This is a genomic window from Halobaculum roseum (genome assembly GCF_019880245.1).
Taxonomy (GTDB): Archaea; Halobacteriota; Halobacteria; order Halobacteriales; family Haloferacaceae; genus Halobaculum; species Halobaculum roseum.
Map to the genome: position 1 here is coordinate 276221 of NZ_CP082286.1, position 23258 is coordinate 299478.

Sequence of the window (23258 nt, forward strand, 5' to 3'; positions counted from 1 at the left end):
GCCGTGGTGACCGTCACGTCACGGCGGCGATGGTCCCGGGTTGGTATTTGAACGTTCGGACGGGGGGCGGCGTGAGTGTCCCAGACTCCGGACGAGCGCGGAGATCAGTAGAAGCCGCCGGTCGGACCGGAGGGACCGTCCGGGCCACCCGGTCCGCGCGGCGAGTTCGGACCGCTCCCTTCCGCGAGCTCGACGCGCTCTCCGTCGGTGTCGGCGCGTCGAGGATCGATCTCTCGGCCGTTCTCGAACTTCACGAACGAGAGGTAGAACCGTTCCCCGCACCCCTCGGCGTCCGAACCACCCGATCGTCCGTGGCGAGCCCACCGTCCTGCGGCGGGGACTCGCCGCAGACGAACGCGACGCCGTCGGCGGCGCCGTCCTCGAACTCCTCGTCGGGGGCGACGTACTCCCAGCCCTCGAACGGGTACGGCGTGACGGCCTTGTCCGACAGATAGCCCTCACGCTCCAGTTCGACAAGCGTGCCGCAGTGAGGGCAGTAGTAGGTGACCGGATAGCTCATGGGAGAGGGGAGGGGTCGGCGGGACTTGTCTTCGTCGGCGGGCACGCCCCGCGGCTCCCGGAACGCGGATTTCAAGCCCCCCGGCCACGAGTCGGAACACGATGACACCCGAGGAGACGGTTCGGGCGTACTACGACGCCCTCCGCGCGGGCGAGGCACTCGCGCCGTTTTTCGTCGAGTCGCCGGCGACGGTGAAGGTGGGGATCAGCGAACGCCTCGTGGGCTACGCCGAGATCGCGAAGGGGCTCCGCGAGCAGTCCCGGACGACCGAGGACTGGACGGTCGAGAGCAACGACCTCGATATCGTCGAGCGCGACGCGGTCGCCGCCGTCAGCGACGCGGTGTCGCTGTCGTGGTACGACGCCGAGGCGTTCGCCGAGCGCTCGTTCGAGACGCGCTGGAGCGGGACGCTCGTTCCGACCGACGACGGGTGGGCGTTCGCGGGACTGCACGTCTCGGCCCCGACCGACCTGGATTCGGGAGTCGATCGCTGATGGTTGGCCCGAGCATCACCAAGGAGAAGCGCGACGCGACGAACCGACGGCTCAAGGTCGGGTTGGTCCTCCTGATCGGCGTCTCCGGCGGGCTCGTGTCGCTCCAGGCGGACCCGACGCCGGGACAGATAGCCGCCGCCGTCGCCGTCTCGCTTGTCATCGGCGCGGCGCTCACGTGGTTCGTCGTGCGGACGCTGGAGGAGTTCTCGCCGAAACGGTAGGGATCCGCGAGCAGGGTGGCCAGCGGGCGAAGAACCATGTCGTCGCGCAGTCCACCACGGCGTATGGCCGAGGACATCTCGCTCGACGGGCGGACGCTCGTCGGCGTCGCGAACGACGAGGACGGCGAGGTCGGCACGGAAACTCGATTCCGGTTCGATCAGACGGGCGACCGGATCCACGCGACGTACGCCGGCGGCGACATCGCTGAAGGTCACCTCCTCGGGACGTTCGACGGGAGGAAGTGGGAGATCCGCTACACGCAGATCAACGTCGACGGCGAGACCGCGTCCGGACGCTCCGTGGGCACCGTCGAGGAACTCGCGGACGGTCGCGTTCGGGTCGAAGACGAGTGGAAGTGGGAGTCGAAGGTGGGCGCCGGGGAGTCGGTGCTCGAAGAAGTCGAAGAAATCGATGAGATCGATAGGATCGACGAGTTCGACGACTGAACCGGGCGTCGCAGACCGCTGGACGGGTCAGGCGACCCGCCGGATCCACGCGTCGGGGTCGTCGAGTTCCTCGTCGGTCGGGAGGTTCTCGGGGTGCTCCCACACTAGCGACGCCGTTCGGAGGTCCCTCCGGTCGGCGACTGCCGTGAAGAAGGCCGCGCCCCGCTCGTACTGTCGGCGCTTCATCCCGAAGCCGAGCAGTCGCTTGAACAGGTTCGTGATCGGGTCTCCGCCCCGGCGACGCGCGTCGAGTTTGGCGCGCAGGTCGTCGTACTCGTCGTCGAACGCCCGGTCCATCAGGAGCTCGGCGTACCCCTCGACGGCCGTCATCGCCGTGTTGAGGTCGGCGAAGGCGTCGACCGGGCCGCCGCCGTCGCGGTCGGGACGGGCGAGTTCGAGCAGTGAGGACTCGTCGGTTACCGACGAGATGCCCGATTCGAGGCGCGCCTCGAGATACCCGGGCAGCCACGGCGCCGCCGCGAATTCGGCGGCGTGGGCGACCTCGTGGAACGCGATCCACCGGCGGAACCGCGGGTAGCCGACGTCCAGTTCCACCGCGGCCTCTCGGATGTTCGGGCGGACGAAGTACAGGCCGTGGTCGTCCGGGTCGGCCTCCGCGAGCAACAGCGGGTCGTACTGTCCGAGGACGTTGCGCGCGAGGAACGCGACCGTCACCGCCATCGTGCCGGAATTCAGCGACCGGGCCACGCCGGGGACCATGCCGCCGGTCGCGGTGTCCTCCAGCGGGCGAAGCACCCGTCGGAACGTGTCGACGTTCGCGTCGATCCAGTGGTGGCGGTGTTGCACCTCGATGCTGCCGGGGAGGTCGAAGTCGACGCCGGAGGCCGCGCGGAGGCCGTCGCGGGCGGCGCGCACGTCGTCGGCGAACGCCGCGCGCTCGGCCGGCTCCATCCGCAGGTCGCCCGGCTCACAGCCGCCCTTGGCCGCCTCCGCGACGGCGTCCCAGTCGATGGCGCCGTCGGACGCGTCCGCCGCGTCGGCGATGGCGCGGACGCTCCGGGAGAGATCCATACCACACCTCCGCCGTCCGGCGGGATAGGCCTTCCCCCGACGCGACGCGTTCCGGGCCGACGGACGCCGGACCGCGCCGGGTCTCCCGGGTGTGCTTCGGACGTTTTAAGAGCGATCCGCGGTCCGATCGGAGCATGCAACGAGTCGACGTCGCCATCGTCGGCGGCGGGCCGGCGGGGTCGGCCGCCGCACACGCCGCCGCCTCCCGCGGCGCCGACGCCCTCGTCCTGGAGAAGGGCGTCCCGCGGGAGGACCGCGACCGCCTCGGTCCGGACTCGACGGACGCCGCCGGGATCTTGGACTACTGGGTTGACATCATGGGGATCCACCCCGACGAGTTCCCCGAGGGCGTCGTCCAGGACGAGCTCGACCGCGCGGAGTTCGTCGGTCCCAACGAGGCCTGCACCCTCCGCTCGACCGGGATCGAGTCGAGCTACGACGGCTTCGGCTACACGATGCACCGCGCGCGCTTCGACGACTTCATGCGCGATCGCGCGGAGGACGCCGGCGCCGAGTACCGCGTGAAGGCGTCGGTCAAGGACGTCGAAACCGACCCGTCGACGGGCGTCGGCGGCGACGACCCGCGCCACGTGCTCTCGCTCGCCTCCGACGAGGAGATCGGCGCGGACTTCCTCGTGCTCGCGGACGGGCCCCAGCGCACGGTGACGAACCGCGTGCTCGACCGGTTCCTGCCGGACGGCCGGAAGGCCTCCGAGCGCCTCGCCTCGACGGAGAACAACCACATCGCCTACCAGGAGTACCGAAAGTTCCCGGAGGAGGTGTACGACGAGGTCGACGGCGCGATCACGTTCTGGTGGGGGGTCATGCCCGGCCACACCGCCTACCCGTGGGTGTTCCCGAACGCCGACCGCGTCTGTCGCGTCGGGCTGACGATGCCCATCGGGATGGACCTGGACGAGGCCGACGACCGGGAGGCGTACGCGCTCGTCCGCGAGGACGACGAGCGAGTTCCCTCGGGGAAGGAGTACGTTCGGCGGATCCTCGAACGCGAGTGGGGCGACGAGTACGACATCGAGGAGGACTTCCCCCTCGTCGAGGACGCGGGCAAGACGAAGGGAACCGAGACGTACCCCATCTCCTCGACGAACCCGATCGAGAGCCCCGTCGACGCCGGCGTGTGCGTCGCCGGCGGCGCCATGGGCGCGACGAGCGCCTTCCACGAGGGCGGCGACCACGTCGCGGTCCGCACCGGCGCCATCGCCGGCGAGTTGGCCGCCGAGGGCGACGTGAGCGCGTACAACGAGCGGTGGCACGAGGCCATCGGCGACGAGCTGCTTCGCAACGTCGCGCTCGCGGAGCTGTGTCGCGGGTACGGCCCGGACGACTGGGACGACACGTTCCGGATCGGACGCGAGATGCTCGCCGAAGAGAAGGGGTTCGGGATGTTCGAGCGGAAGTTCGGCGCCGGCTGGGGCGCGACGAAGCTCCTCCTGCGGTACCAGTGGATCAAGTGGCAGAACCGTTGCGGGCGGTACGTTCAGCTGACCGAGGACGAGTACGCGTACTGACTCTCGGAGGACGAGTACGCGTCTCGGGTCGCCCTACATTCCCATGTCCTCGGCGTCCTCGGGAACCGGGAGGTCGTGGACCGCGACGTCGAGCAGCTCCGCGACGTGATCCAGCGCCATGTCGAAGCCGTAGTAGCGCTCCAGTTCGTCGCCGGCGGCGCCGCCCTCGCGCACCTTCAACATGGCGTACCCCTCGATGTTCTGCGCCACGGCGGCGCGGCTCCCGTCGCGCTCGAACGTCAGCAGGCGCTCGGTCTCCGTCTCCTCGTACGTCGCGGTGATGCCGTCGGCATCGACGCTGCTCATGTGCGTTCGTGGGACGGGAGGTACTCGGCGGTTGCGGTCGCGACAGATCGAGTGCGTGTCCGACGACACGCAGAGAGCGCGTCCGACGACCCGACCGCCGGCCGCGTCGCTCGCGGGGACGTGAATACGGGATGAATGGCGGACGGGCCGGAGTTGCCCGGGAGTTCCATCGGGGGGAATCCCGGTCGCTGACTCCGCCCCGCGACCCGACGAGCGACGGACGTCCGGCGGTGGGCTGCTCGCTTCCGCGCCTGGCCCGGTGCCACCGGCGAACCGTGGGAGAGCACCCCTGCGGGTGCGTCCCGGCGGACCGTCGTCCCCGGCGGACGAGGCTTCTCCGTCAGCTTCCGAGGCCCTCGATGGGCGTCCCGGACGCGTCCGGCGTTCGGTCCCCGCTGAAGACTCTATCGCGGGAGACGAGCAGGGCCTAACTGCCCGACCTAGTCCATCACGAGGTAGTCCGCTCCGACTTATGGGCCTTGCGGTACGCGCCGCCGAGCCGTCGCCGGAATCGACAGCCGGCGGCTACACGACGGCGCTGGCGAACGCGCCCGCGCTGAGGGGGACAAGCGCCGCGACGCCGACGACGAGCCAGCGGTGCCAGAGGATCCACGTCGCCGACTGCGGGAACGAGTAGAGGTTCTGAACGTCGACGGCGAGCGCCCACGCGATCGCCAGCGCCAGCAGGCCGACGCCGGCGACGACCGCGACGCCGGCGACGGTGTCGGCCGGCCGGCGCTCCTGGCGACCCGAGAGGAAGACGACGACGAGGAGGATCGCGAGGAACGCGACGCCGGCGGCGCCGACGGTTCCGGAGGCGTAGTAGACGCCCAGCCCCGTACCGGCGTCGGCGATGAGGAGGAACGGCGCGGCCAACACGACCAACAGCGCGAGGCAGGCTGCGACGCCCGCCGCGGGTGCGGACTCGGCGAGGTTCATGCGACCGGATACCCGTCCGGCGCGCACTTAACGCCCCGCGATCCTCGCCCCGCGGAGGGTGATCGGGTCGGGGACACATCCGCGTCCGGATCGCCCGAAGGGGAACGCCGAAGTGGTCTCACCCGGAGGGGCAGGTATGGAAGACGTCGCAATCGTCGGCGCGTCGATGACCCCGTTCGGGCAACGCGACGCGTGGATCCGGGAGCTGTTGGCGGAGGCCGGCCAGGCGTGCCTCGAGGACGCGGGCGTGTCGGCCGACGCCGTCGACCACCTGTACGTTTCGAACATGGCGAGCGGCGAGTTCGAGGGGCAAACCGGCGTCCCGAACGCGCTCGCACACGACCTCCAGGCGGTGCCGGCCTACACCGCCCGCATCGACCAGACCTCCTCCTCGGGCGGCGCGGGCATCTACGCGGCCTGGCAGTCGGTCGCCTCCGGCGTCTCCGACATGACGCTGCTCGTCGGCGGCGAGAAGATGACCCACCGGACGACCGCGGAGGCCACCGACGTGATCGCCTCGCTCACGCACCCCTGCGAGTACAAACACGGGCTCACGCTCCCCAGCTTCGCGGGGCTCACCGCACGGCTGTACCTGGAAACGTACGACGCCCCGCGCGAGAGCCTCGGAAAGGTCGCCGTCAAGAACCACCGGAACGGCGTCGACAACCCGCACGCGCAGTTCCGCAAGGAGGTCGACCTCGACACCGTCCTCGACTCGCCGATCGTCGCGGACCCGCTCCGGCTGTACGACTTCTGTCCGATCACCGACGGGTCGGCGGCGCTCCTCCTGTGTCCCGTCTCCGTCGCCGAGGAGTACGCCGACGAGTACGTAACGGTCGCGGGCATCGGCGGCGCGACCGACACTCACGTCGTCCACGAGCGCGCGGACCCGACGACGATGCGCGGGGTCGTCGAGTCGAGCGACCGGGCCTACGAGATGGCCGACCTGTCGCCCGACGACGTGGACGTGGCGGAGCTGCACGACATGTTCACGATCCTCGAGTTCCTCCAGTTCGAGGATCTCGGGTTCGCCGAGAAGGGCGAGGGGTGGAAGGCCGTCGAGGAGGGGCGCACCGACCGCGACGGCGAGTTGCCGATCAACACCTCCGGCGGCCTGAAGTCGAAGGGACACCCGCTGGGCGCCTCCGGCGTCGCGCAGGCGTACGAGATCGTCCAGCAACTCCGCGGCGAGGCCGGGAAGCGACAGGTCGACGCCGACGTGGGCCTCGCCTGCAACGTCGGAGGCTTCGGGAACTGTGTTACCACCGCGATCTTCGAGGGGGTGGACGCATGAGCGACGAACGCGCGGACGAGGGGAGCGAGTCCGCGAACGGAGGGGGGAGCGGAGCGACCCGCGACGACGCGCCCGCCTTCGAGGCCGCACGCTATCCTGACGGGTCGATCACCTACCCCGCCCACCCGGTCGGTCCGGGCGGGGAGGCGCCGGTCGACACGGTCGACCTCTCTGAGTACACCGCCGAGGTGATCACCTGGACCACGTCGACGGCGACGCCGCCGGGCGTGCGAGAGCCGAACCACGTCGCGATCGTCGAGTTCGACGTGGACGGCGAGCCCGTTCGCGCCATCGGACAGGCGACGACCGGCGACATCGAGATCGGCGAGGAGGTCGAGCCGGTGTACTGCGAGGAGCTTCGCGACCCCGACGCGGGCATCCGCGAGCCCGCCAGCCAGGAGTGGGACGGCTTCCGGTTCCGTCCCGTCGAGTGATGCCGGGGGAGCGGGAGGGGGTCGAGCCGTGAGCGACGACGGCGCCGATAGTGTCGGCGACTCCGATAGCGTCGACGACGCGGACGGCACCGACGGAACCGGCGGGCTCGCCGTCAGGACCGGAGTCGCGCTCGGCGTGCTCGGCTCGCTCGTGGCCGTTCGCATCTTGCTGGCGCTGTTCGACGTGATCGACCCCGCGCCGGGGACGGCCGCGTATCTCCTCGTCGGCGCGGTCGTCGCCGGCGCGGTCGCGGGCTGGGCGCGCACGAGTCGCGGACTGGTCGCCCCGACGGCCGTCCCGGCGGTCGTCTTCCTCGGCGCCGTGACCGCGACGTGGGCGCAGTACGTCGCTCCGGAGACGACGCCGACGCCCGTCGACCCGACGCCGTTGGGGTGGGTGCTGCTCGGATGGCCCGCGGTCGTCCTCGTCGGCGTTGCCGCCGGCGCGGTCGAACTGTACGCGAAAACGCGCGACTGAGTTGCCGCCGATCGGGCGATCCCCGCCGGGATCAGGCTGTCGGGTCGTCCGCGTCGCCGTCGATGTCGTCCGCGGCATCCCCGCGGCCGTCGGTGTCGTCGCCGTGGTTCCCCTCGTCCCCCTCCCTGTCGTCGTCGTTCCCGTTCCCGACCTCCCGCTTGATCGACTCCAGTTCCGCGTCCACGTCGACCTCGGGAGCGTCAGCTTCTTCCGATCGATTCACATCGTCGGGTCCGTCGTCGGATCCATCCTCGGTTTCGTCCCCGTCCTCGCCCGGCTCGTTGGACTCGCCGGAGCCGTCAGGCTCGCCGACCTCGATGCTGACGGGGCCGCCGTCGCCGGCGGCTCCCCCGTCGCCCCCGCGGTCCGCGCGCCGTTCGCGGTCGCGCTCCCGGTCGACCGTCTCGCGGGACTCGCGGACCCGGCGCTCCAGCTCCGCGCTCAGATCGCGCGCGTCGGCGACCAGGTCCCGGCTCTCCTCGTCCTCGGGTAGGTCCGCCTCCGAGAGCGTCTCGCGGAGCCGTTCGAGCGCGTCTGCCGCGTCGGCGGCCGCGCGGTCGGTCGCGGCGGTGACGCCCTCGCCCACCGCGTCCGACAGCATCGTCCGGGCGAGCCCGCGCGAATCGCGACGGTCGCGTCGGCCCCCGCGAGCGCCGCGCCCGCGGTTCCTGCGAGCCGGCGTCTCCCCCGGGGCGGCCAGATCGATCACTCCCTGGAGGAGTTCGAGCGCCTCGATCGTCGCTTCGAGGACCGCCACGACCGTCGGAATGGTGTAGTCGCTCGTGAACCGGAACAGCTCCCCCGGAGACGGGGGACGGGGCGGACGACGACGGTCCCGTCGCTCCCGGGTGTCGTCGAGGACTCGTCGGTCGCGATCTGCCGTGGACCGTTCGACGCGGCCGCCACCGCGGTCACCGCGGCGGTCGGCGTCGCGTCCGGCGCCGCGCTCGCGGCCCGTGAGCTCGTCACGCAGGTCCGCGAGCGTCGTCTCCAGCTCGGAGACCAGCGCCGCGAGGTCCTCGTCGTCGCCGGGATCGCGGGAGGGGGTACTCATACCGGAACTGTTGGGCGCGTTCCGTCAAAAGGGTTCACACGCGATCGGGTCGGTCACCGTGAGTCGGTGACGGGTCAGCGCGGCTTCGCTCGGCGGTACTGCACGGGCCACTCGATCTCCTCGTCGAGTTCGTCGGCCGCGTGCAGCGGCCAGTACGGCGACCGGAGGAACTCGCGGGCCATGAGCACGGCGTCCGCGCGGTCGTTCGCGACGATCGCCTCGGCCTGTTCCGGCTCGGTGATGCCGCCCACCGAGGCGACCGCGATGTCGGCGCCGACCTCGGCGACGTGCTCGCGGATCGCCTCGGCGTACGGGAGCTGATAGCTCGGGCCCGCGTAGGGCACCTCCTGTGCGGGCGAGATGCCGCCCGCGCTCACGTCCAGCAGGTCGGCGCCGGCCTCGGCAAGCAGCGGGGCGAGCCGCGCCGACTGCTCGACGTCCCACGACTCGCGGTCGTCGATCCAGTCGGTCGCGGAGATCCGCACGAACACGGGCTTGTCGTCGGGCCACACCTCGCGCACCGCCTCCGTCACCTCGCGCACGAGCCGGGTGCGGTTCTCGAAGGAGCCGCCGTACTCGTCGTCGCGGTCGTTGGCCACCGGCGAGCAGAACTCGTGGAGCAGGTAGCCGTGGGCCGCGTGCACCTCGGCGACCTCGAAGCCGGCCGCCAGCGCGCGCTCGGCGGCCGCGCGGAAGTCCTCGATCACGCCCCCGATCCCGTCCGTCGAGAGGCTGTTCGTCGGGTGTTCGTCGCCGTCGCGGGGGTACGGCCCCGACGGCGCGTCGACTTCCCAGCCGCCCTCCTCGATCGGGACCGGATCGCCGCCGTCCCACGGTCGGTGGGTTGACGCCTTCCGCCCGGCATGCGCGAGCTGTATCGCGGGCACGGACCCCTGTGAGTCGATGAACTCCGCGATCCGGGCCCACTCGTCGGCCTGCTCGTCGGTCCAGATCCCGGTGTCGTGGGGCGTGATCCGGCCCTCGGGCGAGACCGCGGTCGCCTCCGCCATCACGAGGCCGGCGCCGCCGACCGCGCGCGATCCGAGGTGGACGAGATGCCAGTCGGTCGGCGCGCCCTCCGGCGCGGAGTACTGGCACATCGGCGAGACGAACACGCGGTTGGGGATCTCGGTATCCCGCAGCGAGAGCGGGGAGAACAGGTGATCGACCATGCGCCCGGTACGACCGCGCCGGTACAAACGGCTGGCGGCGACAGAGGGGATTGCCCCTACCGACGACCCGCGTGATCGTGGCGCCGTCCGGGGTTTCCGGTTCCCGCGGCTTTTCAATCGGCGTCCGTCTGTCCCCTGCATGGGACTCACCACGGACGAGGTCATGCAGATCAGTCTCGATCTCGTCGACTGGGACGACACGCCGGCCGACAGCATCGTCTACGTCCCCGGCGAGGATATCGAGACCGCCTCGTGGGCATCGATCTCGAATCCCCCGAGATACGGTTGGCCCACGACCTCGGGTACGACCTCGCGCTCGCGCACCACCCGACCGGGATGAGCGCCCGGCTCGATTTCCCGGAGGTGCTCGACACGCAGGTCGAGTTCATGACCGCCCACGGCGTTCCCGAGGACGTGGCCGAGGAGGCCGTCTCGGACCTGCGTTCGCGGATGGACCACGGCGGCCACTCCAGCAACTACCGACACGACCCGAGCGTCGCCGAGCTGCTCGACCAGCCGTATCTCAACACCCACCTCGCGCCCGACGAGTACGGCCGCCGCGTCTTCCGCGAGGTCGCCGACGGGCTCGGCGCAGGCGCGACGGTCGGCGACTTCGTCGACGCGCTGTCGGAGATCCCGGAGCTGGCGGCGGCGGACACGGACGTGCGCCTCCGCCTCGGCGACGCGGACAACGACCTCGGCGAGGTGGCGGTCCACCACGCTGCGGGCACGAACGGCGGCGCGTCCGTCGCCCGCGCGTACTTGGAGCACGGCGTCGACACCGTCCTCTACATCCACGTCGGCGCCGGCGACACCGCCGAGTTGCGCGAGGAGTTCGGGGAGGCGGGGAAGAACCTCGTCGTCACGGGCCACATCGCCAGCGACGCGATCGGCATGAACGCGGTCGTCGACGCCCTGGAGGAGCGCGGCGTCGACTGCGACACGATCTCGGGGTGCGGGATCGGCCGCGACGAGTGACCGACCGCGCCGTCGGTTTAGGTCGGCCTACCGTTTAGGGATACCAAAACCTATATCTTCGCGGGGGCGTGAGGAACCGGTAATGACGCACGATCTGCTCGCGGAACGGGACGACGAGGTGTCGTCCGGGCCCGAGTTCGCCCCCGAGACCCCCGTAGCCGCCCTCCGGACGTGTCCCGAGAGAACGGTGTTCTCCGAGAACGGCAACGCAGACGGCTGGATCTCGACGGACCTGACGGTCGAGCTGGAACGGTAATTCAACGGTTCTCGCGGATCTTCTCGGGCGTCTCGCGCCCGTTCCGCCATCGTCCATATCGGACCCGCGGCTACTCTCGCGGCGGTTCGAAAAAACGGAGACGATTCGAGTTCTGAGGGGCGTCGCGTCCCGACTTACTGCATCGTTCCCTCGGTGACGAGGGTGTCGTCCTCGAGGTAGTGCTCGATGTGGTGGGCGTCCTCCTCGACCTGCACGATGTTCTCGCGGAGGATCTCGCCGGTCGTGGGGTCGCCGAGGCCATCGGCGAGCTCGACGTGCTCGCGCAGCGTCTCGATGATGTCGCCGTACATCTCCATGTCGTTCGCCAGCGACGTGCGGATGTCGTAGACGTCCTCGTCCTCGGGCTCGATAGGGGCCTCCTCCTGCAGCGTCGTCATGGACGCGTGCGGGACGCCGCCCAGGGCCTGCACGCGCTCGGCGAGCTCGTCGGCGAACGCCTCGGCGTTCTCGGCGGCCTCGCCGAGGAAGATGTGCAGGTCGCGGAACTCCGCGCCCTCCACGTTCCAGTGGTGCTTGCGCAGCTGGTGGTACAGCACGTACGTCGCCGCGAGGTCGGTGTTGAGCGCGTCGATTATCTGCTCGGCCTTCTCGGCGTCCATCCGAAGCGCTTCGCTTCCCTCGACATCGCCCGCGGACTTCAGCACACGCTTTTGAGTACTCATCTGTACCTGGCCGTACGCTCGCCGGACACATAAAACCCCGCCTCACGACAAGAAATCTTTTGGAATACCTAAACACCGTTATCGTTTCGGGAACCAGAACGCGGGTTCGGGCGGCGTAGGTCGTCGTTCCCGGCCGCGTCGAGAACCGGGATGAACTCGCGCTGTTCGGCGAGCACCTCGGAGTCGAGGTCGGCGATCAGGTCGCGCTCGTCGCGGTTCAGCGCCGCGGCGACGGCGCCGTCGGGGCGGACGACCGCCGACCGCCCGGCGTAGGCCGTTTCGGGCGCGTCCGGCACGTCACGAACGCCGGTCCGTCCGGCGCCGACGACCCAGCGGACGCCGTCGAGCGCCCGGGCGCGCAACAGGAGCCGCCAGTTCTCCGAGTGGGCCGCCGGCCACGCGCCGGCGACGAACAGCGCGTCGACCCGGTCGGCCGCGAAGGCGGCGCTGTCGCCGACGAAGTTCAGATCGTAGCAGGTGACGAGCCCCGTCGACCCCGCTGGCGTCTCGACGACGACCCGGTCGTCGCCGGCGGTCACCACGTCCGCCTCGCTCCCCCGGAGGTGTCGCTTGCGGTAGACGGTCGTGTCGCCGTCCGGGGCGACGTACGCGAGGGCGTTGTACAGTCGATCGTCGCTCGCGCCGCGTTCGAGATAGCCTGCGACGACCGCGAGGTCGTTGTCGGCCGCGACCGACCGGAGCCGGTCGAGTTCCGGCCCCTCGCGGTCGAGCGCGACCCCGTGGGCGCGCTCGTCGGCGACGAAGCCCGTCAGCGCGTACTCCGGGAACAGCGCGACGGCGACGCGGTCCGGCAGGGCGGCGACGCGCTCGGCGACGGCGTCGAGGTTTGCCGCGGTGTCCAGATCGGCGACGGACAGCTGGGGGACGGCGACGATTGGCACGCCGAACCGCTCGTCCCCCTGGCGCAAAACGACGGCGGTCGGCCGCCCGGAATATGGAAACGCCCTTGTAGCCGACACACCCATCGTCGGCCATGAGCGACGACGACCCGGCCGAGGAGTCAGGCGACCCCGAGGACGCCGAGGAGACGGAACTCGTCCCCGAGGTGTCCGCGGAGGATCTCGACGCTCGGCTGGACGAGACCGCCGAGGCGCTCGAGGCCGCCGAGACCGAAGCCGATCTCGACGATGTCGAAGCCGACCTCGACGACATCGAGGCGGACCTCGAACGCGCCGACCTCCCGGAACCGGACGAGGACGACGAGGACGCGGAGGACCCGCGCGAGGAGTTGGAGTCGCGCCTCTCCGACCAGCGCGACGACCTCGAGGAACAACGCGGCCCCTACGCGTCCGACGTGGTCGACGACATCGAATCGGCGCGGGCGACGATCGCCGACACCCGGTGGACCGACGCGGGCGAGGCTGACCTCCCGGGCGTCGTCGACGACTTCCTCGCCGCGGTGAACGAGGCGCTCGATGCGGATCTCGACCGCACGGGCGACGACGGTCCCGAGTCGCTGGCCGACGCGCTCGACGACGCGGTCGCGGCCGTCGAGGACGCGGACCTCGACGCCGACGAGGACGCCGACACCATCGCCGCCCTGCTCGAGGCGACCGACGCGCTGGAGACGGGCGTCGACGACGCCGAGGAGTGGGACGACCTCGAAACGCACGAACAGCTCCAGGCGCAGGGATTCTACGACGTGCTCGGGCACTACAAGGACTTCCCGCCTGAGCTTGCGGCGCTGAAGGAGCACGAGCAGCAGGGGAACGTCGAGATGGTGCTGCTCGCGCTCGACTCCCTGCAGTCGGAGTTCATGGAGGAGCACTGTCTGGACGCGCTCACGCGGATGAACGACGAGGGCGCCTTCGAGGCCATGCACCAGCGCGCACAGAAGCGCGACCAGCCCGCGATCCGCGCGCTCGGCAAGATGGCCGCCGAGGACGCCGTCGAGACGCTCGTCGAGTACGTCGACTCCGACTCGAACCCCGCCCTGCAGAAGGTGACGTTCAAGGCGCTCGGCGAGATCGGCCACGCCGACGCCGTCCAGCCGCTCGCGAACAAGCTCGCCATGGACAACGACGAGGTGCGCCCCTACGCGGCCCGCGCGCTGGGGCTCCTCGGCGACGCCCGCGCGGTCGACCCGCTGGCCGATGCCGCGGCCGACGACGAGAGCGACAACGTCCGCGCGGCCGCCCTGTGGGCGCTGCGCCAGATCGGCACCGAGGACGCGCTGGAGGCGGCCGCCGAGTTCGACGACGACCGCGCGTTCATCGTGCAGACGGAGGCCAAGAAGGCCCGCGACGCCCTCGACGCCGCCGGCGAGGGCGAGGAAGTCGCCGCGTAATCGCGACAACCCCGTCGCCGCGACCGGTTCTTACAACAGTTCTCCGACGAATAGCAGCGTGAACCCCAGCGAGACCAGCAGGCCGCCGACCCGGCCGAGGTTCGTGTGTTCGGTGACTTCGGCGGGCGCGATGTCGACGTCGTAGCTGTCCCACTCCTCCTCGTAGGTGACGTACGAGGGGACCTGAAAGAACTCCAGGGCGACGAGGGCGCCCCCGACGGCGCCCAGCGCGGCCCCGGCGAGCGTGACCCCCTCGGCGACGGTGACCATATCAGGTATCCGCCATTGTCGACGCAAAAACGCACCGAAGGCCGCCGGGGCCGGCCGCCGACGGTTCTGGACGACCCACGGAATCGGCGCGGCGAGGGTTGAAGTACGAATGGGGGACCACCCCGTCACAGTGGCACGCAGTATCGCTGCCGTCGTGTTCGCGCTCCTCCTCCTCGGGTTGACAGCGGCAGTGCCGACGACAGCGACGGCGACAGCGGCAGCGCCGGCGACGGGGACGGAAACGGCGACAGCGACGCCGACGCCGCAATCTCCATCGCCACCGGCGGCGGTCGCGACCGCCTCGGAACCGCCGGCGACGAACACCGGAGACCCGAAAGCCCCCCGGATCGTCGGCCTCCTCCCGAACCCCGTCGCCGCCGACGACGCCGGCGAGTACGTGTACCTGCGGCTGCCGGCCGGGAACTGGAGCCTCGACGACGGTGAGGACGTGGTCGCGATCCGACAACGACAACCGGGGACGGTCGTCGTGACCGCCGAGCCCGGGGCGTTGGTCGATCCACCGGACGGGCGCGTCGTCGCCCGCGGGCTCGCGCTGTCGAACGCCGGCGAGCGCGTCGTGCTCCGGCGCGGCGGGACGAACGGGACGGTCATCGACGCCGTCGAGTACGGGCGCGCACCCGAGGGCGAACGGTGGGTGCGCGGCGGGGATCCGGCGTGGCGACCGGTCGGGCTCGACCGCCGGGACCCGGTCACGCTGGGGGCCGCGAACGCGACGGCGTTCGTGCTCCCCGACGCCCCCGGAGAGCCGGTCGCACCTATCCGGGGGGCCGATGACCGGGTCCTGCTCGCGGGCTACACCTTCGCCTCCGAGCGTGTCACCGACGAGTTGATCGCCGCACACGAACGCGGTGTCTCGGTCCGAGTGCTCCTCGACGGCGGGCCAGTCGGCGGGACCTCCACGCGCCAGGCGGAACTGCTCGACGCGCTCGTCGCCGCGGGCGTCGAGGTGCGCGTGATCGACGGCCCGCGCGCCAGGTTCCGATACCACCACCCGAAGTACGTCGTCGCCGACGACGCGGCGGTCGTGCTCACGGAGAACTGGAAGCCGAGCGGCACCGGCGGCGGCGACAGCCGCGGCTGGGGCGTCACGCTCCGGTCGCCGCGGGCGGCCGACGCGCTCGCCGACGTGTTCCGCGCCGACGCCGGGTGGCGCGACGCCGTTCCCTGGGAGCGGTACCGCGCGGGCCGGTCGTTCGAACCCGTCGAGGCCGCGACCGGGTCGTACCCCACCCGTCACCCGCCGGCGGACGTGCACGTCGAGCGCGTTCGACTGCTGACCGCGCCCGGAAACGCGGAGTCGGCGGTCGTCGAGATCGTGGATAACGCCGATGATCGAGTCGACGTTCTGCAGCCGACCGTCGACGGCGGGCGGCTACTGGCGTCGCTTCGCCGCGCGGCCGAGCGCGGGGTGTGCGTGCGGCTGCTGCTGTCGAACGCCTGGTACGTCGCCGAGCGGAACGCCGCGCTGGTAGCCGACCTGAACCGTTGGGCCGACGCGGCGGGCGTTCCGTTCGAGGCGCGCGTCGCGGAGCCGTCCGGTCGCTACGGGAAGGTTCACGCGAAGGGCGTCGTCGCCGACGACACCGCGCTCGTGGGGTCGCTCAACTGGAACCCGACGAGCGCCCGCGAGAACCGCGAGGTTGTCGTCGCGCTGGAGGGCGAGGCGGTCGCGGGCTACTACCGCGAGAGCTTCGAGGCCGACTGGCGTGCCGGCGGCGGGAGGTGGGACGAACTGCCCCCCGCCGTCGCGGTCGCCGCGGTCGGGGCGGTCGCCGGCGCGGCGCTGTTCGTCAGGCGTCGGTTGACGTTCGACGACTCGGCGGAAACCGAGCAGATCGAACGAAGAGGGCCGTTCGGGTGAGCCTCCCGTTCCGTCGGGAGAGGACCGCCGCTCCGTCGGGATGCCTGCGGTCCGGCCCCGTCAGTCGTCGAGCTCGACCGTCGTCGACAGCTCCTCGTCCAGCTCGGCGTCGGCCATCTTGTCGACGAGCGCGTCGATCACGTCCTCGCGGCGACCCTCAACGAACTTGATCGACCCGACGACGAGGTGGCCGCCGCCGGAGACGCCCCCGCCGACGACCTCCTCGTTGAGCTCGGTGACCATCTGCGGGATGTCCAGACGAACGCCGTCACTGCGGAGGACGGCGAAGTCCGGCCCGTAGCCGATCGTGATGACGGGTTCGCCCGTCGCGCGCACCTTCCGGTCGTGGAGTTCGCCGGTGGTCTTGCCGGGCGCGGGGTAGGTGAACCGCTTGGCGAAGTTCTCCAGGTCGATGCGGTAGAGGTGGGCGTCGGAGTCGAGCCGCTCGTGTTCGACGTGCGGCTCGACGGCGTCGAGCTGCTCCTCCACGTCGCGCTCGGCGCGCGTCGAGAGGAACTCGACGAGGTCGCGGTGGCGGTCGGCGTCGTCGCTGCCGACGTCGAGCACGTCGCTCACGAGCGTCTTGCCCTCGCTGTATCGCAGCCAGTGGGCGGCGTAGTCGAGCGCCTCGCCGATGTCCTCGATGTCCTCGCGGTCGTAGCCGGCCGCGTCCGCGAGGTCGACGAACTCGTCCATCACCTCGGCCTTCGAGCGGTCCGACAGCCCCGCGACCGCGGGGACGTGTCGGAGCTCGTCGGTGACGCTCGGGTCGATGAGGCGCGCGAGCTCGACGCACATCATGCCCGTCGTGATGCGGTAGTCCTCGTCGTGGAGGTAGGGGTTGACGTGCGCGTCGAGCAGGTCGTTCACCGCCTCGGGGTCCGGGTGGTGGTGGTCGACGACGGCGATGGGCACGTCGTAGTGGGCGAGGTTCTTGTATGCGGGCACGTCCTCCTCGGTCGACCCGTTGTCGAGCATCAGGAGGAACGGGAGCTTCTGTCCGTGGCGGGCGCGACCCTCCAGCGCGAAGTTGAGGTCGCGGGTCACGTCCTCCATCTCGTAGAAGGGCGCCTTGCTCGGGAGGCGCTTGAGGGTGTGGCGCGCGGCGTCGTCGCCCTCGTGAACCTCCTCGATGAAGTTCTCCAGCGCGAGTTGGACCGGAATCGCCGCGCACATGCCGTCGCCGTCGGCGTGATGGCGGATGCGGATCGGCCGCCCCTCCAGCACCGTGCGGCGGAGCGTGCGCGCGAGGTCCTCCAGCTCGGGGCGGAGCTTCTCGAACGCCGGCCAGTCGACGAGCGGCTCGACCGCCTCCGGCTCGGCGCGCTCGCGCATCGCCTCATCGAGGCGCTCGCGGGCGGCCGCGGCCGTCTCGCCGTCGAGCACGTCGATGTCGTCGACCTCGAGCTGGGTGGTTCCCTCGTGCGTCTCGACGGAGCCGGAGACGCGGACGATGTCGCCGATCTCGACTTCGGGGTAGGCGCGGACGCCGGCCTCCTCGAAGGCGGCCGCCGCGATCACGCCCGTCTCGTCGGCGACGTGGAAGATCGTGGGGCCGCCGGTCTGTTTGATCTGGGAGATCTCCCCCTCGACGGTGACGGCGTCGCCGACGGTCGCGTCGGCGATCGCGACGATCTCCGGCTCGTGTTCGACGGCCAGGACGTTCGCCTCGCCGAGGTCGACGTCGGCGAGGTCGAACGACACGTCGCCGTTCTCCTTGAGCTCCTCGAGGAGGACGACCAGCTCGTCGCCCACGGCGAACGTCTCGCCGTCGAGGTTCGACTCGTGGAGCAGGCCCGATACGTCCTCGGAGATGTCGACGAAGACGCCGTAGTCGACCACGCCGTTGACCTCCGCGCGGTAGCGCGCGCCGACGTCCACGTCGGCCAGCGTGCAGGCGGGATCGAGTTCGTAGACCACGGGGCGGGAATCCCCCTCCCCGTTCTCGCCGGGTTCCCCGGCGGCGGAATCACTCATATCGGGTGGTGGGTGACGGCGGGTGTTAAGGGTTGTAGTATCGCTTCAGGGGTGTGCTGGAGGCACACCCCACGGAGTCGTCGGGTCCGAAGCGTGGCCATCGACACCCTTAGTTGGCGCCCGGTCGGAGATCCGCCAATGCGACTGTTCCGGTCGAGCGAGCTGCTCGGCATCGCGGCCGAGACCCTCACGTTCGCGCTGGAGGCGTCCCGGGACACCCACCCGGACGAGTACATGGGCTTTCTCCGGGCGACCGACGCGCGCGATCTCGGCCTCGACCGGAAGGGACAGGTGATCACCGACGTGCTCGTCATTCCCGGCACCACGTCGACGCCGGAGTCGGCGACCGTCCGCGAGCATATGAAACCCAACTCCTCGCGGGCGGTCGGCTCGATCCACTCCCACCCCAACGGCGTCCTCCGCCCCTCCGACGCCGATCTGGCGACGTTCCACGCGGGGGAGGTCCACATCATCCTGGGCGCTCCCTACGAGCGCGACTGCTGGCGTGCGTTCGACTCCGACGGCGACCCCCGCGATCTGGACGTGATCGACGTGGCGCTGCCCGAGGACGAGGCGTTCTTCGACTTCGACCAGACCGACATCGACGCGGAGCTGTACGATGAGTGAGGGACCCGACGGGAGCGGGCGCGAGGACGGGAGCGATGCGGACGGCGACGATGGCCCCCGGATCGCGCTCGCGCAGGGCACCTTCGACATCCTCCACCCCGGGCACCTCCACTACCTGGAGGACGCGGCCGCCCGCGGCGACGAACTCCACGTCATCGTCGCCCGGCGCGACAACGTGACGCACAAGCCCAAGCCCGTGTGCCCGGACCGGCAGCGCCGGGACATGATCGCCGCCCTCGAGGTCGTCGACGAGGCCCACCTCGGGCATCCGGAGGACTTCCTCGTCCCCGTACGCGATATCGACCCGGACGTGATCGTGCTCGGCTTCGACCAGCACCACGACGAGGCCGCCCTCGCCGACGCGCTCTCGGCGGCTGGCATCGACGCCGACGTGGCGCGCGCGACCGCCCGCGACCCGCGCTACGAGGGGGAACTCCTCTCGACGGGCGACATCGTCGACAAGTTGCTTCGCGAGCGCGACCGACGGTCGCACTCGGAACCGGAGTAGCTCCCCCGGCCCTCCTCCCGGACGGCGGGATCCCCTCACGTCTCCCCGACCGTCGCCTGCCAGAGGTACGCCGGCGCGAGCGCGACGACGAGGACGCCGAGGGCGACCGCGACGATCCCGAGCGCGCGCAGCGTCGGCGCCGCCGCCAGCGACCCGCGGAACGCCGCGGGCGTGCCTGCCGCGAGCAGGAGCGCGCCCGCGGCCCACACCCCGAACGCCCGTCGCGTGATCGCGACGGGAACCCCGTCGCCGAGGCGGGCGTACACCGCGACGAGGCCGATCCCCGCCGCCAGCGCGACGCCCGCGCCGACGAACGCGAGGACGACCGTGAGCAGCTGGAACGCCGGAAGCTGCGCGACCGGGGCGACGGCGGCGAGATCCCCCGCGACGATACTGGCTGTGGACACGGTAGTTACAGCCGGTCGTACTGCTGGAGTCCGTGTCGGACGGCGCCGACCGTCCGCGGTTCGCCGTCATCGGCGGCGTCGGCGACCCCGGTGGCGTCGACGTCGCCCGCGGCCGCCTCCCGGCCGCGCGCCGTGATGGGGAGCGTCATGCCGTGTGTGCACCCTCGGCGGCGACAAAAGCGTGCCGGGGTACGTGGCGACTGGACACGCGCGTGTCGACCGGACACGGGCGAGTTCGGCGCGTGATCCGGACAGTCGGGAGCGCGCGTCCCGGCACCCGTCTCACGACACGTGTTCGATGAGTTCGACGATGGAGCCTGCCGGGTCGACGAGGAACGCGATCCGGAGGTCGCCGAAGCGGTCGGGACCCATCACCCAGTCGACGCCGGAGCCGACGCCGTCGATCGCCTCGCGCGCGGCGGCGATGTCGTCGACGACGAACCCGAAGTGGAGCAGGCCGTTCGGCATCGACTCCACGTCGCCGGTCGCCTCGTACGGCGCCCGGTCGAAGACGTACACGCGCTTGTCGGCCACCTCCAGGGCCACGTGGTCGACGGCCGTCGGGCCCTCGCCGTCCTCCGCGTGTCCACGCTCGATGATCGTTCCGTCGAACGCCGCCTCGTAGAACGCCGCCGTCGCGTCCACGTCGTCGGCCTTCAGCGCCACGTGAAAGAACGAGTTCGGTGTCACGCTCGACCCCACACACCCCGGGACCAAGTCGTTGCCGGCGGCGACCGATCATCAGGCCGCCGCGGCGACGAGGCGTTTTTCACCGTCCCGACGGAACATATGACCATGGAAGTCCGGGGCGAGCGCGAGTGTACGGAGTGCGGGACCCGCTGGTCGTACTTCGAGACTGGGAGCGTCGCGTGTCCGGACTGCGGAAGCCTCCGGAGCGTCGGGACCGGCGAGCGCCGCAAACACACCGACGCGCCGGCGGAGATAGACCTGACGTCCGTGCTGGCGCGGCTCGACGACACGCCGCTTTCGGACCTCGTCGACGAGATCAAAGCCGAGTGTCGGACGTACCTCCGCAAGCGGGGGTTCATCCGCGGGGGCGAGCTCGCGCCGTTGGACGATGCGTACCTCGCGGCCGCCGAACTCCGCCACGCGGCCGACGTGTACGGCCGGATCGCCGGCCCCGGCGGCGGACGCGCGGACGCGACGATCCACGACGGGGACCGGGGGCCCGAGGGCGCGAGCCCCGGCGTCACCGACGACGAGGAGTGGTACCTCACGACCCTGCTGCGGGCGGCCGACACGGGCGAGCGCCCGGACGCGGGCGACGTCCCCCCGCGGATGCACGAGGCGCGCGGGCTCGCGGCCGCCGAGGCGGCGCTGGAGTACCGGACGGACGTGTCGACGTACCTCGACGAGCACCCGGACCCCGAGGCGAACCGAACGCTCGGCGCGATCCGCGACCGCGCGAAGCGGATCGACGCGCTCGGCGGCGACGTGGAGCCGGCCGAGGCCGACGCGCTCGTCGGCGCGGCCGCGGAGCTGGGTCGCTATCTCATCGCCGGCGACGAGGAGGCGCTGGCGAGCGCACGGGAGCGGTTACAACGACTGGAGTAGGACCGCGTACGACGGGACGACGGGGCGAGGCACACAGGAGTTCCTGCGGAGTACTCGGACGGTCTCGTCTCACCGCCCAGTTGTCGTCTCCAGCAGGTAGCAGTAGCCGGTGAGCCCCACGAAGCCCGTTCCCCCGCTGATCGCGTCACGGATCTCCGCGCGCCACGCGTCCGCGACGGTTCTCGTGACGGCGTCGTGGTCGGCGGCGAACTCGGTCACGAACTCGATCAGCGTCCCCGCGAACGAGTCGGGCGTCGGGTCGGCGTCCGCGACGGTGTACGGGTCGATCGATCGGACCGAGAATCCCGCCGACTCGGCCGGTCCACGCAGACGGGACCCGAGCGTCGGATGGGCGCAGTGGTCCCGCCACGAAGCGAGCACCGTTTCGGTTCGGTCGGGGTCCCCACCCCGGACGACGAAGGTGTCCCAGTCCGCGAGAAACACCGCCGCACGGCCACCCGTGCGGAGGACTCGCCGGAGTTCCGCCAGCGCCGTCGACGGGTCCTCGACGTACTGAAGCACCTGGACGACGGTCGCCGCGTCGGCCGCGTCCCTCGCGATCGGGAGGTCGGTCGCGTCGCCGCGGGCCACCCGGGCGTTCGGTGACGACGCGAGTCGATCGCGTGCCAGCGCGCACATCGGCGACGAGCGGTCGACGCCGACCACCTCGCCGTCCTCGCCGACGGCGTCGGCGAGCTCCAGCGGCTCGAACCCGGGACCGCATCCGACGGAGACGACGGTTTCGCCGTCGGTGGGATCGAGCGACTCTCGAACGAAGCGCCGCCGTTCGGCCGCGCCGGCGGTCCGGTAGGCGTCCTCCTCCGCGCGTGCCTCCTCGGCGTCGTACTCGAACGTGCCCGCGTCGCGAGTCATCGGTGGAGTCGGGGTCCACGACTCCCGGCGACGAGAAAAGCCCGGCGGGACGAACGGTCGTCAGGGGAGGTCGATCTCGACGCCGTGCTGCTCGCTCGCGGCCTTCACCGTGTTGTACAGCAACATCGCGCGCGTCATCGGGCCGACGCCGCCGGGAACGGGCGTGATGGCGCCCGCCTTGTCCGCGACCTCGTCGTAGGCCACGTCGCCGACGAGCGTCGACTCGCCGTCGCGTTCGACGCGGTTGATCCCCACGTCGATGACGGTCGCGTCCTCCGAGATCATGTCCGCGGTGATGAACTCGGGAATGCCCGCGGCGGCGACGACGATGTCCGCCCGGCGGGTGTGGCTCGCGAGGTCGTCCGTCCGGGAGTGACATACCGTCGTGGTCGCGTTCCCGCCCTCGCCGCGGCCGAACAGGAGGTTCGCCATCGGCTTGCCGACGATGTCCGAGCGGCCGACGACGACCGCCTCCTTCCCCTCGGAGTCCACGTCCGCGGCCGCGAGCAGGCGCTGGATGCCGTGGGGCGTGCAGGGCTTGAACCGCGGGTTGCCGGCGACGAGTCGCCCGACGTTCTCCGGGTGGAACCCGTCAACGTCCTTCGCGGGATTGACCGACCGGAGGACGCGCCGTGTGTCGACCTGGTCCACGACCGGCATCTGGACGAGGATGCCGTGGACCGAGTCGTCGGCGTTCAGCTCGTCGACGGTGTCGTACAGCTCCTGTGCGGGCGCGTCGTCGTCCACGTCGACGTGGATCCCCCGAATCCCGACCTCCTCGCAGTCGTTCTGCTTCATCGAGACGTACGTCTCGCTCGCGGGGTCATCGCTCATCAACACGGTCGCCAGCGCCGGCTCCACGCCCTCCCGCTGCAGCGTCTCCACGCACTCGGCGACGCCGTCGCGGATCTCGGCGGCGACGGCGTTGCCGTCGATGTCGGTCATGGTGGATCGGGCGGCGGCGACGCGTAAGAATCCTCGGGTTCGTGCACAA

The 23258-nt window shown here is 71.1% G+C and carries 28 protein-coding genes, 1 other RNA gene and 1 pseudogene; 14 read left to right on the forward strand and 16 right to left on the reverse strand.

Annotation, left to right across the window (positions count from 1 at the left end):
* Positions 1-104 precede the first annotated feature (104 nt).
* A pseudogene (locus K6T36_RS01450) lies at positions 105-520 on the reverse strand (DUF7969 family protein).
* 101 nt (positions 521-621) lie between these two features.
* Between K6T36_RS01450 and K6T36_RS01455 the strand changes: the two are divergent.
* The 3 genes from K6T36_RS01455 to K6T36_RS01465 all read left to right on the forward strand — a co-directional run bounded on the left by K6T36_RS01455 (position 622) and on the right by K6T36_RS01465 (position 1682).
* On the forward strand, positions 622-1014 hold the full coding sequence (locus K6T36_RS01455) for a nuclear transport factor 2 family protein (RefSeq protein ID WP_222922283.1): 393 nt from the start codon (positions 622-624) through the stop codon (positions 1012-1014).
* Positions 1014-1235, forward strand: coding sequence for a hypothetical protein (locus K6T36_RS01460; protein ID WP_222922284.1), 222 nt, complete (start codon positions 1014-1016; stop codon positions 1233-1235). The genes K6T36_RS01455 and K6T36_RS01460 overlap by 1 nt, the downstream gene beginning before the upstream one ends.
* A 63-nt stretch (positions 1236-1298) precedes the next feature.
* The gene (locus tag K6T36_RS01465) at positions 1299-1682 is read left to right on the forward strand and encodes an avidin-fold protein (protein ID WP_222922285.1); all 384 of its coding nucleotides are present in this window, start codon (positions 1299-1301) and stop codon (positions 1680-1682) included.
* A gap of 27 nt (positions 1683-1709) precedes the next feature.
* Here the strand turns inward: K6T36_RS01465 and K6T36_RS01470 are convergent, their stop codons facing one another.
* Positions 1710-2714, reverse strand: a complete 1005-nt coding sequence (locus tag K6T36_RS01470; RefSeq protein WP_222922286.1) for a zinc-dependent metalloprotease — start codon at positions 2712-2714, stop codon at positions 1710-1712.
* 134 nt (positions 2715-2848) lie between these two features.
* Here K6T36_RS01470 and K6T36_RS01475 point away from each other — a divergent pair, with 134 nt between their 5' ends.
* Complete coding sequence (locus K6T36_RS01475; protein WP_222922287.1) at positions 2849-4243, forward strand: NAD(P)/FAD-dependent oxidoreductase; 1395 nt, start codon at positions 2849-2851, stop codon at positions 4241-4243.
* A gap of 33 nt (positions 4244-4276) precedes the next feature.
* On the opposite strand, the gene K6T36_RS01480 is transcribed toward K6T36_RS01475, so the two are convergent.
* The 3 genes from K6T36_RS01480 to K6T36_RS01490 form a co-directional block, all read right to left on the reverse strand.
* Entirely contained in the window at positions 4277-4549 is a 273-nt protein-coding gene (locus K6T36_RS01480; RefSeq protein ID WP_222922288.1) for a DUF7111 family protein, read from the reverse strand.
* 136 nt (positions 4550-4685) lie between these two features.
* An RNA gene (gene ffs, locus K6T36_RS01485) (signal recognition particle sRNA) lies at positions 4686-5000 on the reverse strand.
* Positions 5001-5074: 74 nt separating this feature from the next.
* Positions 5075-5488, reverse strand: coding sequence for a DUF7548 family protein (locus tag K6T36_RS01490; RefSeq protein WP_222922289.1), 414 nt, complete (start codon positions 5486-5488; stop codon positions 5075-5077).
* A gap of 136 nt (positions 5489-5624) precedes the next feature.
* On the opposite strand from K6T36_RS01490, the gene K6T36_RS01495 reads away from it, so the two are divergent.
* From K6T36_RS01495 to K6T36_RS01505, 3 genes are read left to right on the forward strand one after another with little or no spacing between them, the layout of a single operon-like run.
* Entirely contained in the window at positions 5625-6782 is a 1158-nt protein-coding gene (locus K6T36_RS01495; RefSeq protein ID WP_222922290.1) for a thiolase family protein, read from the forward strand.
* Positions 6779-7216: a PhlB family protein gene (locus K6T36_RS01500; protein ID WP_225935155.1), complete on the forward strand. Its 438-nt coding sequence runs from the start codon at positions 6779-6781 to the stop codon at positions 7214-7216. Before K6T36_RS01495 ends, K6T36_RS01500 begins: the two co-directional genes overlap by 4 nt.
* A gap of 28 nt (positions 7217-7244) precedes the next feature.
* Positions 7245-7694: a hypothetical protein gene (locus K6T36_RS01505; protein WP_222922291.1), complete on the forward strand. Its 450-nt coding sequence runs from the start codon at positions 7245-7247 to the stop codon at positions 7692-7694.
* 31 nt (positions 7695-7725) lie between these two features.
* On the opposite strand, the gene K6T36_RS01510 is transcribed toward K6T36_RS01505, so the two are convergent.
* Together K6T36_RS01510 and K6T36_RS01515 are read right to left on the reverse strand one after the other, a co-directional pair.
* The gene (locus K6T36_RS01510; RefSeq protein WP_222922292.1) at positions 7726-8748 is read right to left on the reverse strand and encodes a DUF7547 family protein; all 1023 of its coding nucleotides are present in this window, start codon (positions 8746-8748) and stop codon (positions 7726-7728) included.
* A gap of 74 nt (positions 8749-8822) precedes the next feature.
* Entirely contained in the window at positions 8823-9920 is a 1098-nt protein-coding gene (locus tag K6T36_RS01515; RefSeq protein ID WP_222922293.1) for an NADH:flavin oxidoreductase/NADH oxidase, read from the reverse strand.
* 252 nt (positions 9921-10172) lie between these two features.
* Between K6T36_RS01515 and K6T36_RS01520 the strand changes: the two genes are divergently transcribed.
* Positions 10173-10898, forward strand: a complete 726-nt coding sequence (locus K6T36_RS01520) for a hypothetical protein (RefSeq protein WP_222922294.1) — start codon at positions 10173-10175, stop codon at positions 10896-10898.
* 82 nt (positions 10899-10980) lie between these two features.
* The gene (locus K6T36_RS01525; protein WP_222922295.1) at positions 10981-11154 is read left to right on the forward strand and encodes a hypothetical protein; all 174 of its coding nucleotides are present in this window, start codon (positions 10981-10983) and stop codon (positions 11152-11154) included.
* Between the two features lie 134 nt (positions 11155-11288).
* On the opposite strand, the gene dpsA is transcribed toward K6T36_RS01525, so the two are convergent.
* Both dpsA and K6T36_RS01535 read right to left on the reverse strand, forming a co-directional pair.
* A complete protein-coding gene (gene dpsA, locus K6T36_RS01530) occupies positions 11289-11837 on the reverse strand; it encodes a DNA starvation/stationary phase protection protein DpsA (RefSeq protein ID WP_222607725.1) in 549 nt (182 codons plus the stop codon).
* A gap of 68 nt (positions 11838-11905) precedes the next feature.
* Positions 11906-12739 (reverse strand): carbon-nitrogen hydrolase family protein, encoded by an 834-nt coding sequence (locus K6T36_RS01535; protein WP_225935156.1) that lies wholly within the window; start codon positions 12737-12739, stop codon positions 11906-11908.
* A 92-nt stretch (positions 12740-12831) separates the two neighbouring features.
* Here K6T36_RS01535 and K6T36_RS01540 point away from each other — a divergent pair, with 92 nt between their 5' ends.
* Positions 12832-14145 (forward strand): HEAT repeat domain-containing protein, encoded by a 1314-nt coding sequence (locus tag K6T36_RS01540; protein ID WP_222922297.1) that lies wholly within the window; start codon positions 12832-12834, stop codon positions 14143-14145.
* A 30-nt stretch (positions 14146-14175) separates the two neighbouring features.
* Here K6T36_RS01540 and K6T36_RS01545 read toward each other — a convergent pair whose 3' ends face one another.
* Positions 14176-14415: a hypothetical protein gene (locus tag K6T36_RS01545; RefSeq protein ID WP_222607727.1), complete on the reverse strand. Its 240-nt coding sequence runs from the start codon at positions 14413-14415 to the stop codon at positions 14176-14178.
* Positions 14416-14545: 130 nt separating this feature from the next.
* Between K6T36_RS01545 and K6T36_RS01550 the strand changes: the two genes are divergently transcribed.
* Positions 14546-16297: a phospholipase D-like domain-containing protein gene (locus K6T36_RS01550; RefSeq protein WP_225935157.1), complete on the forward strand. Its 1752-nt coding sequence runs from the start codon at positions 14546-14548 to the stop codon at positions 16295-16297.
* Between the two features lie 60 nt (positions 16298-16357).
* On the opposite strand, the gene han is transcribed toward K6T36_RS01550, so the two are convergent.
* Positions 16358-18274: a Hef-associated nuclease gene (gene han, locus K6T36_RS01555; RefSeq protein ID WP_222922299.1), complete on the reverse strand. Its 1917-nt coding sequence runs from the start codon at positions 18272-18274 to the stop codon at positions 16358-16360.
* A 138-nt stretch (positions 18275-18412) separates the two neighbouring features.
* On the opposite strand from han, the gene K6T36_RS01560 reads away from it, so the two are divergent.
* Both K6T36_RS01560 and K6T36_RS01565 read left to right on the forward strand, forming a co-directional pair.
* The gene (locus tag K6T36_RS01560) at positions 18413-18901 is read left to right on the forward strand and encodes a Mov34/MPN/PAD-1 family protein (RefSeq protein WP_222922300.1); all 489 of its coding nucleotides are present in this window, start codon (positions 18413-18415) and stop codon (positions 18899-18901) included.
* Positions 18894-19409, forward strand: coding sequence for an FAD synthase family protein (locus K6T36_RS01565; RefSeq protein WP_222922301.1), 516 nt, complete (start codon positions 18894-18896; stop codon positions 19407-19409). Before K6T36_RS01560 ends, K6T36_RS01565 begins: the two co-directional genes overlap by 8 nt.
* A 35-nt stretch (positions 19410-19444) precedes the next feature.
* On the opposite strand, the gene K6T36_RS01570 is transcribed toward K6T36_RS01565, so the two are convergent.
* The 3 genes from K6T36_RS01570 to K6T36_RS01580 all read right to left on the reverse strand — a co-directional run bounded on the left by K6T36_RS01570 (position 19445) and on the right by K6T36_RS01580 (position 20506).
* Positions 19445-19816: a hypothetical protein gene (locus K6T36_RS01570; RefSeq protein WP_222922302.1), complete on the reverse strand. Its 372-nt coding sequence runs from the start codon at positions 19814-19816 to the stop codon at positions 19445-19447.
* A gap of 5 nt (positions 19817-19821) precedes the next feature.
* Complete coding sequence (locus K6T36_RS01575; RefSeq protein ID WP_222922303.1) at positions 19822-19965, reverse strand: hypothetical protein; 144 nt, start codon at positions 19963-19965, stop codon at positions 19822-19824.
* A gap of 133 nt (positions 19966-20098) precedes the next feature.
* Entirely contained in the window at positions 20099-20506 is a 408-nt protein-coding gene (locus tag K6T36_RS01580; protein WP_222922304.1) for a VOC family protein, read from the reverse strand.
* Between the two features lie 105 nt (positions 20507-20611).
* Here K6T36_RS01580 and K6T36_RS01585 point away from each other — a divergent pair, with 105 nt between their 5' ends.
* Entirely contained in the window at positions 20612-21391 is a 780-nt protein-coding gene (locus K6T36_RS01585; protein WP_222922305.1) for a DUF7117 family protein, read from the forward strand.
* Between the two features lie 69 nt (positions 21392-21460).
* Here K6T36_RS01585 and K6T36_RS01590 read toward each other — a convergent pair whose 3' ends face one another.
* Together K6T36_RS01590 and K6T36_RS01595 are read right to left on the reverse strand one after the other, a co-directional pair.
* The gene (locus tag K6T36_RS01590) at positions 21461-22264 is read right to left on the reverse strand and encodes a methyltransferase domain-containing protein (RefSeq protein WP_222922306.1); all 804 of its coding nucleotides are present in this window, start codon (positions 22262-22264) and stop codon (positions 21461-21463) included.
* A 60-nt stretch (positions 22265-22324) separates the two neighbouring features.
* Positions 22325-23209, reverse strand: coding sequence for a tetrahydrofolate dehydrogenase/cyclohydrolase catalytic domain-containing protein (locus K6T36_RS01595; RefSeq protein ID WP_222922307.1), 885 nt, complete (start codon positions 23207-23209; stop codon positions 22325-22327).
* Positions 23210-23258 lie beyond the last annotated feature (49 nt).

Coding starts and splice junctions, on each gene's coding strand:
- K6T36_RS01455 (WP_222922283.1), top strand. CDS start 622: ATGACACCCGAGGAGACGGTTCGGGCGTACTACGACGCCCTCCGCGCG.
- K6T36_RS01590 (WP_222922306.1), bottom strand. CDS start 22,264: ATGACTCGCGACGCGGGCACGTTCGAGTACGACGCCGAGGAGGCACGC.
- K6T36_RS01495 (WP_222922290.1), top strand. CDS start 5,625: ATGGAAGACGTCGCAATCGTCGGCGCGTCGATGACCCCGTTCGGGCAA.
- K6T36_RS01500 (WP_225935155.1), top strand. CDS start 6,779: ATGAGCGACGAACGCGCGGACGAGGGGAGCGAGTCCGCGAACGGAGGG.
- han (WP_222922299.1), bottom strand. CDS start 18,274: ATGAGTGATTCCGCCGCCGGGGAACCCGGCGAGAACGGGGAGGGGGAT.
- K6T36_RS01490 (WP_222922289.1), bottom strand. CDS start 5,488: ATGAACCTCGCCGAGTCCGCACCCGCGGCGGGCGTCGCAGCCTGCCTC.
- K6T36_RS01470 (WP_222922286.1), bottom strand. CDS start 2,714: ATGGATCTCTCCCGGAGCGTCCGCGCCATCGCCGACGCGGCGGACGCG.
- K6T36_RS01540 (WP_222922297.1), top strand. CDS start 12,832: ATGAGCGACGACGACCCGGCCGAGGAGTCAGGCGACCCCGAGGACGCC.
- K6T36_RS01560 (WP_222922300.1), top strand. CDS start 18,413: ATGCGACTGTTCCGGTCGAGCGAGCTGCTCGGCATCGCGGCCGAGACC.
- K6T36_RS01510 (WP_222922292.1), bottom strand. CDS start 8,748: ATGAGTACCCCCTCCCGCGATCCCGGCGACGACGAGGACCTCGCGGCG.
- K6T36_RS01480 (WP_222922288.1), bottom strand. CDS start 4,549: ATGAGCAGCGTCGATGCCGACGGCATCACCGCGACGTACGAGGAGACG.
- K6T36_RS01460 (WP_222922284.1), top strand. CDS start 1,014: ATGGTTGGCCCGAGCATCACCAAGGAGAAGCGCGACGCGACGAACCGA.
- K6T36_RS01565 (WP_222922301.1), top strand. CDS start 18,894: ATGAGTGAGGGACCCGACGGGAGCGGGCGCGAGGACGGGAGCGATGCG.
- K6T36_RS01585 (WP_222922305.1), top strand. CDS start 20,612: ATGGAAGTCCGGGGCGAGCGCGAGTGTACGGAGTGCGGGACCCGCTGG.
- K6T36_RS01515 (WP_222922293.1), bottom strand. CDS start 9,920: ATGGTCGATCACCTGTTCTCCCCGCTCTCGCTGCGGGATACCGAGATC.
- K6T36_RS01575 (WP_222922303.1), bottom strand. CDS start 19,965: ATGACGCTCCCCATCACGGCGCGCGGCCGGGAGGCGGCCGCGGGCGAC.
- K6T36_RS01475 (WP_222922287.1), top strand. CDS start 2,849: ATGCAACGAGTCGACGTCGCCATCGTCGGCGGCGGGCCGGCGGGGTCG.
- K6T36_RS01595 (WP_222922307.1), bottom strand. CDS start 23,209: ATGACCGACATCGACGGCAACGCCGTCGCCGCCGAGATCCGCGACGGC.
- K6T36_RS01525 (WP_222922295.1), top strand. CDS start 10,981: ATGACGCACGATCTGCTCGCGGAACGGGACGACGAGGTGTCGTCCGGG.
- dpsA (WP_222607725.1), bottom strand. CDS start 11,837: ATGAGTACTCAAAAGCGTGTGCTGAAGTCCGCGGGCGATGTCGAGGGA.
- K6T36_RS01545 (WP_222607727.1), bottom strand. CDS start 14,415: ATGGTCACCGTCGCCGAGGGGGTCACGCTCGCCGGGGCCGCGCTGGGC.
- K6T36_RS01465 (WP_222922285.1), top strand. CDS start 1,299: ATGGCCGAGGACATCTCGCTCGACGGGCGGACGCTCGTCGGCGTCGCG.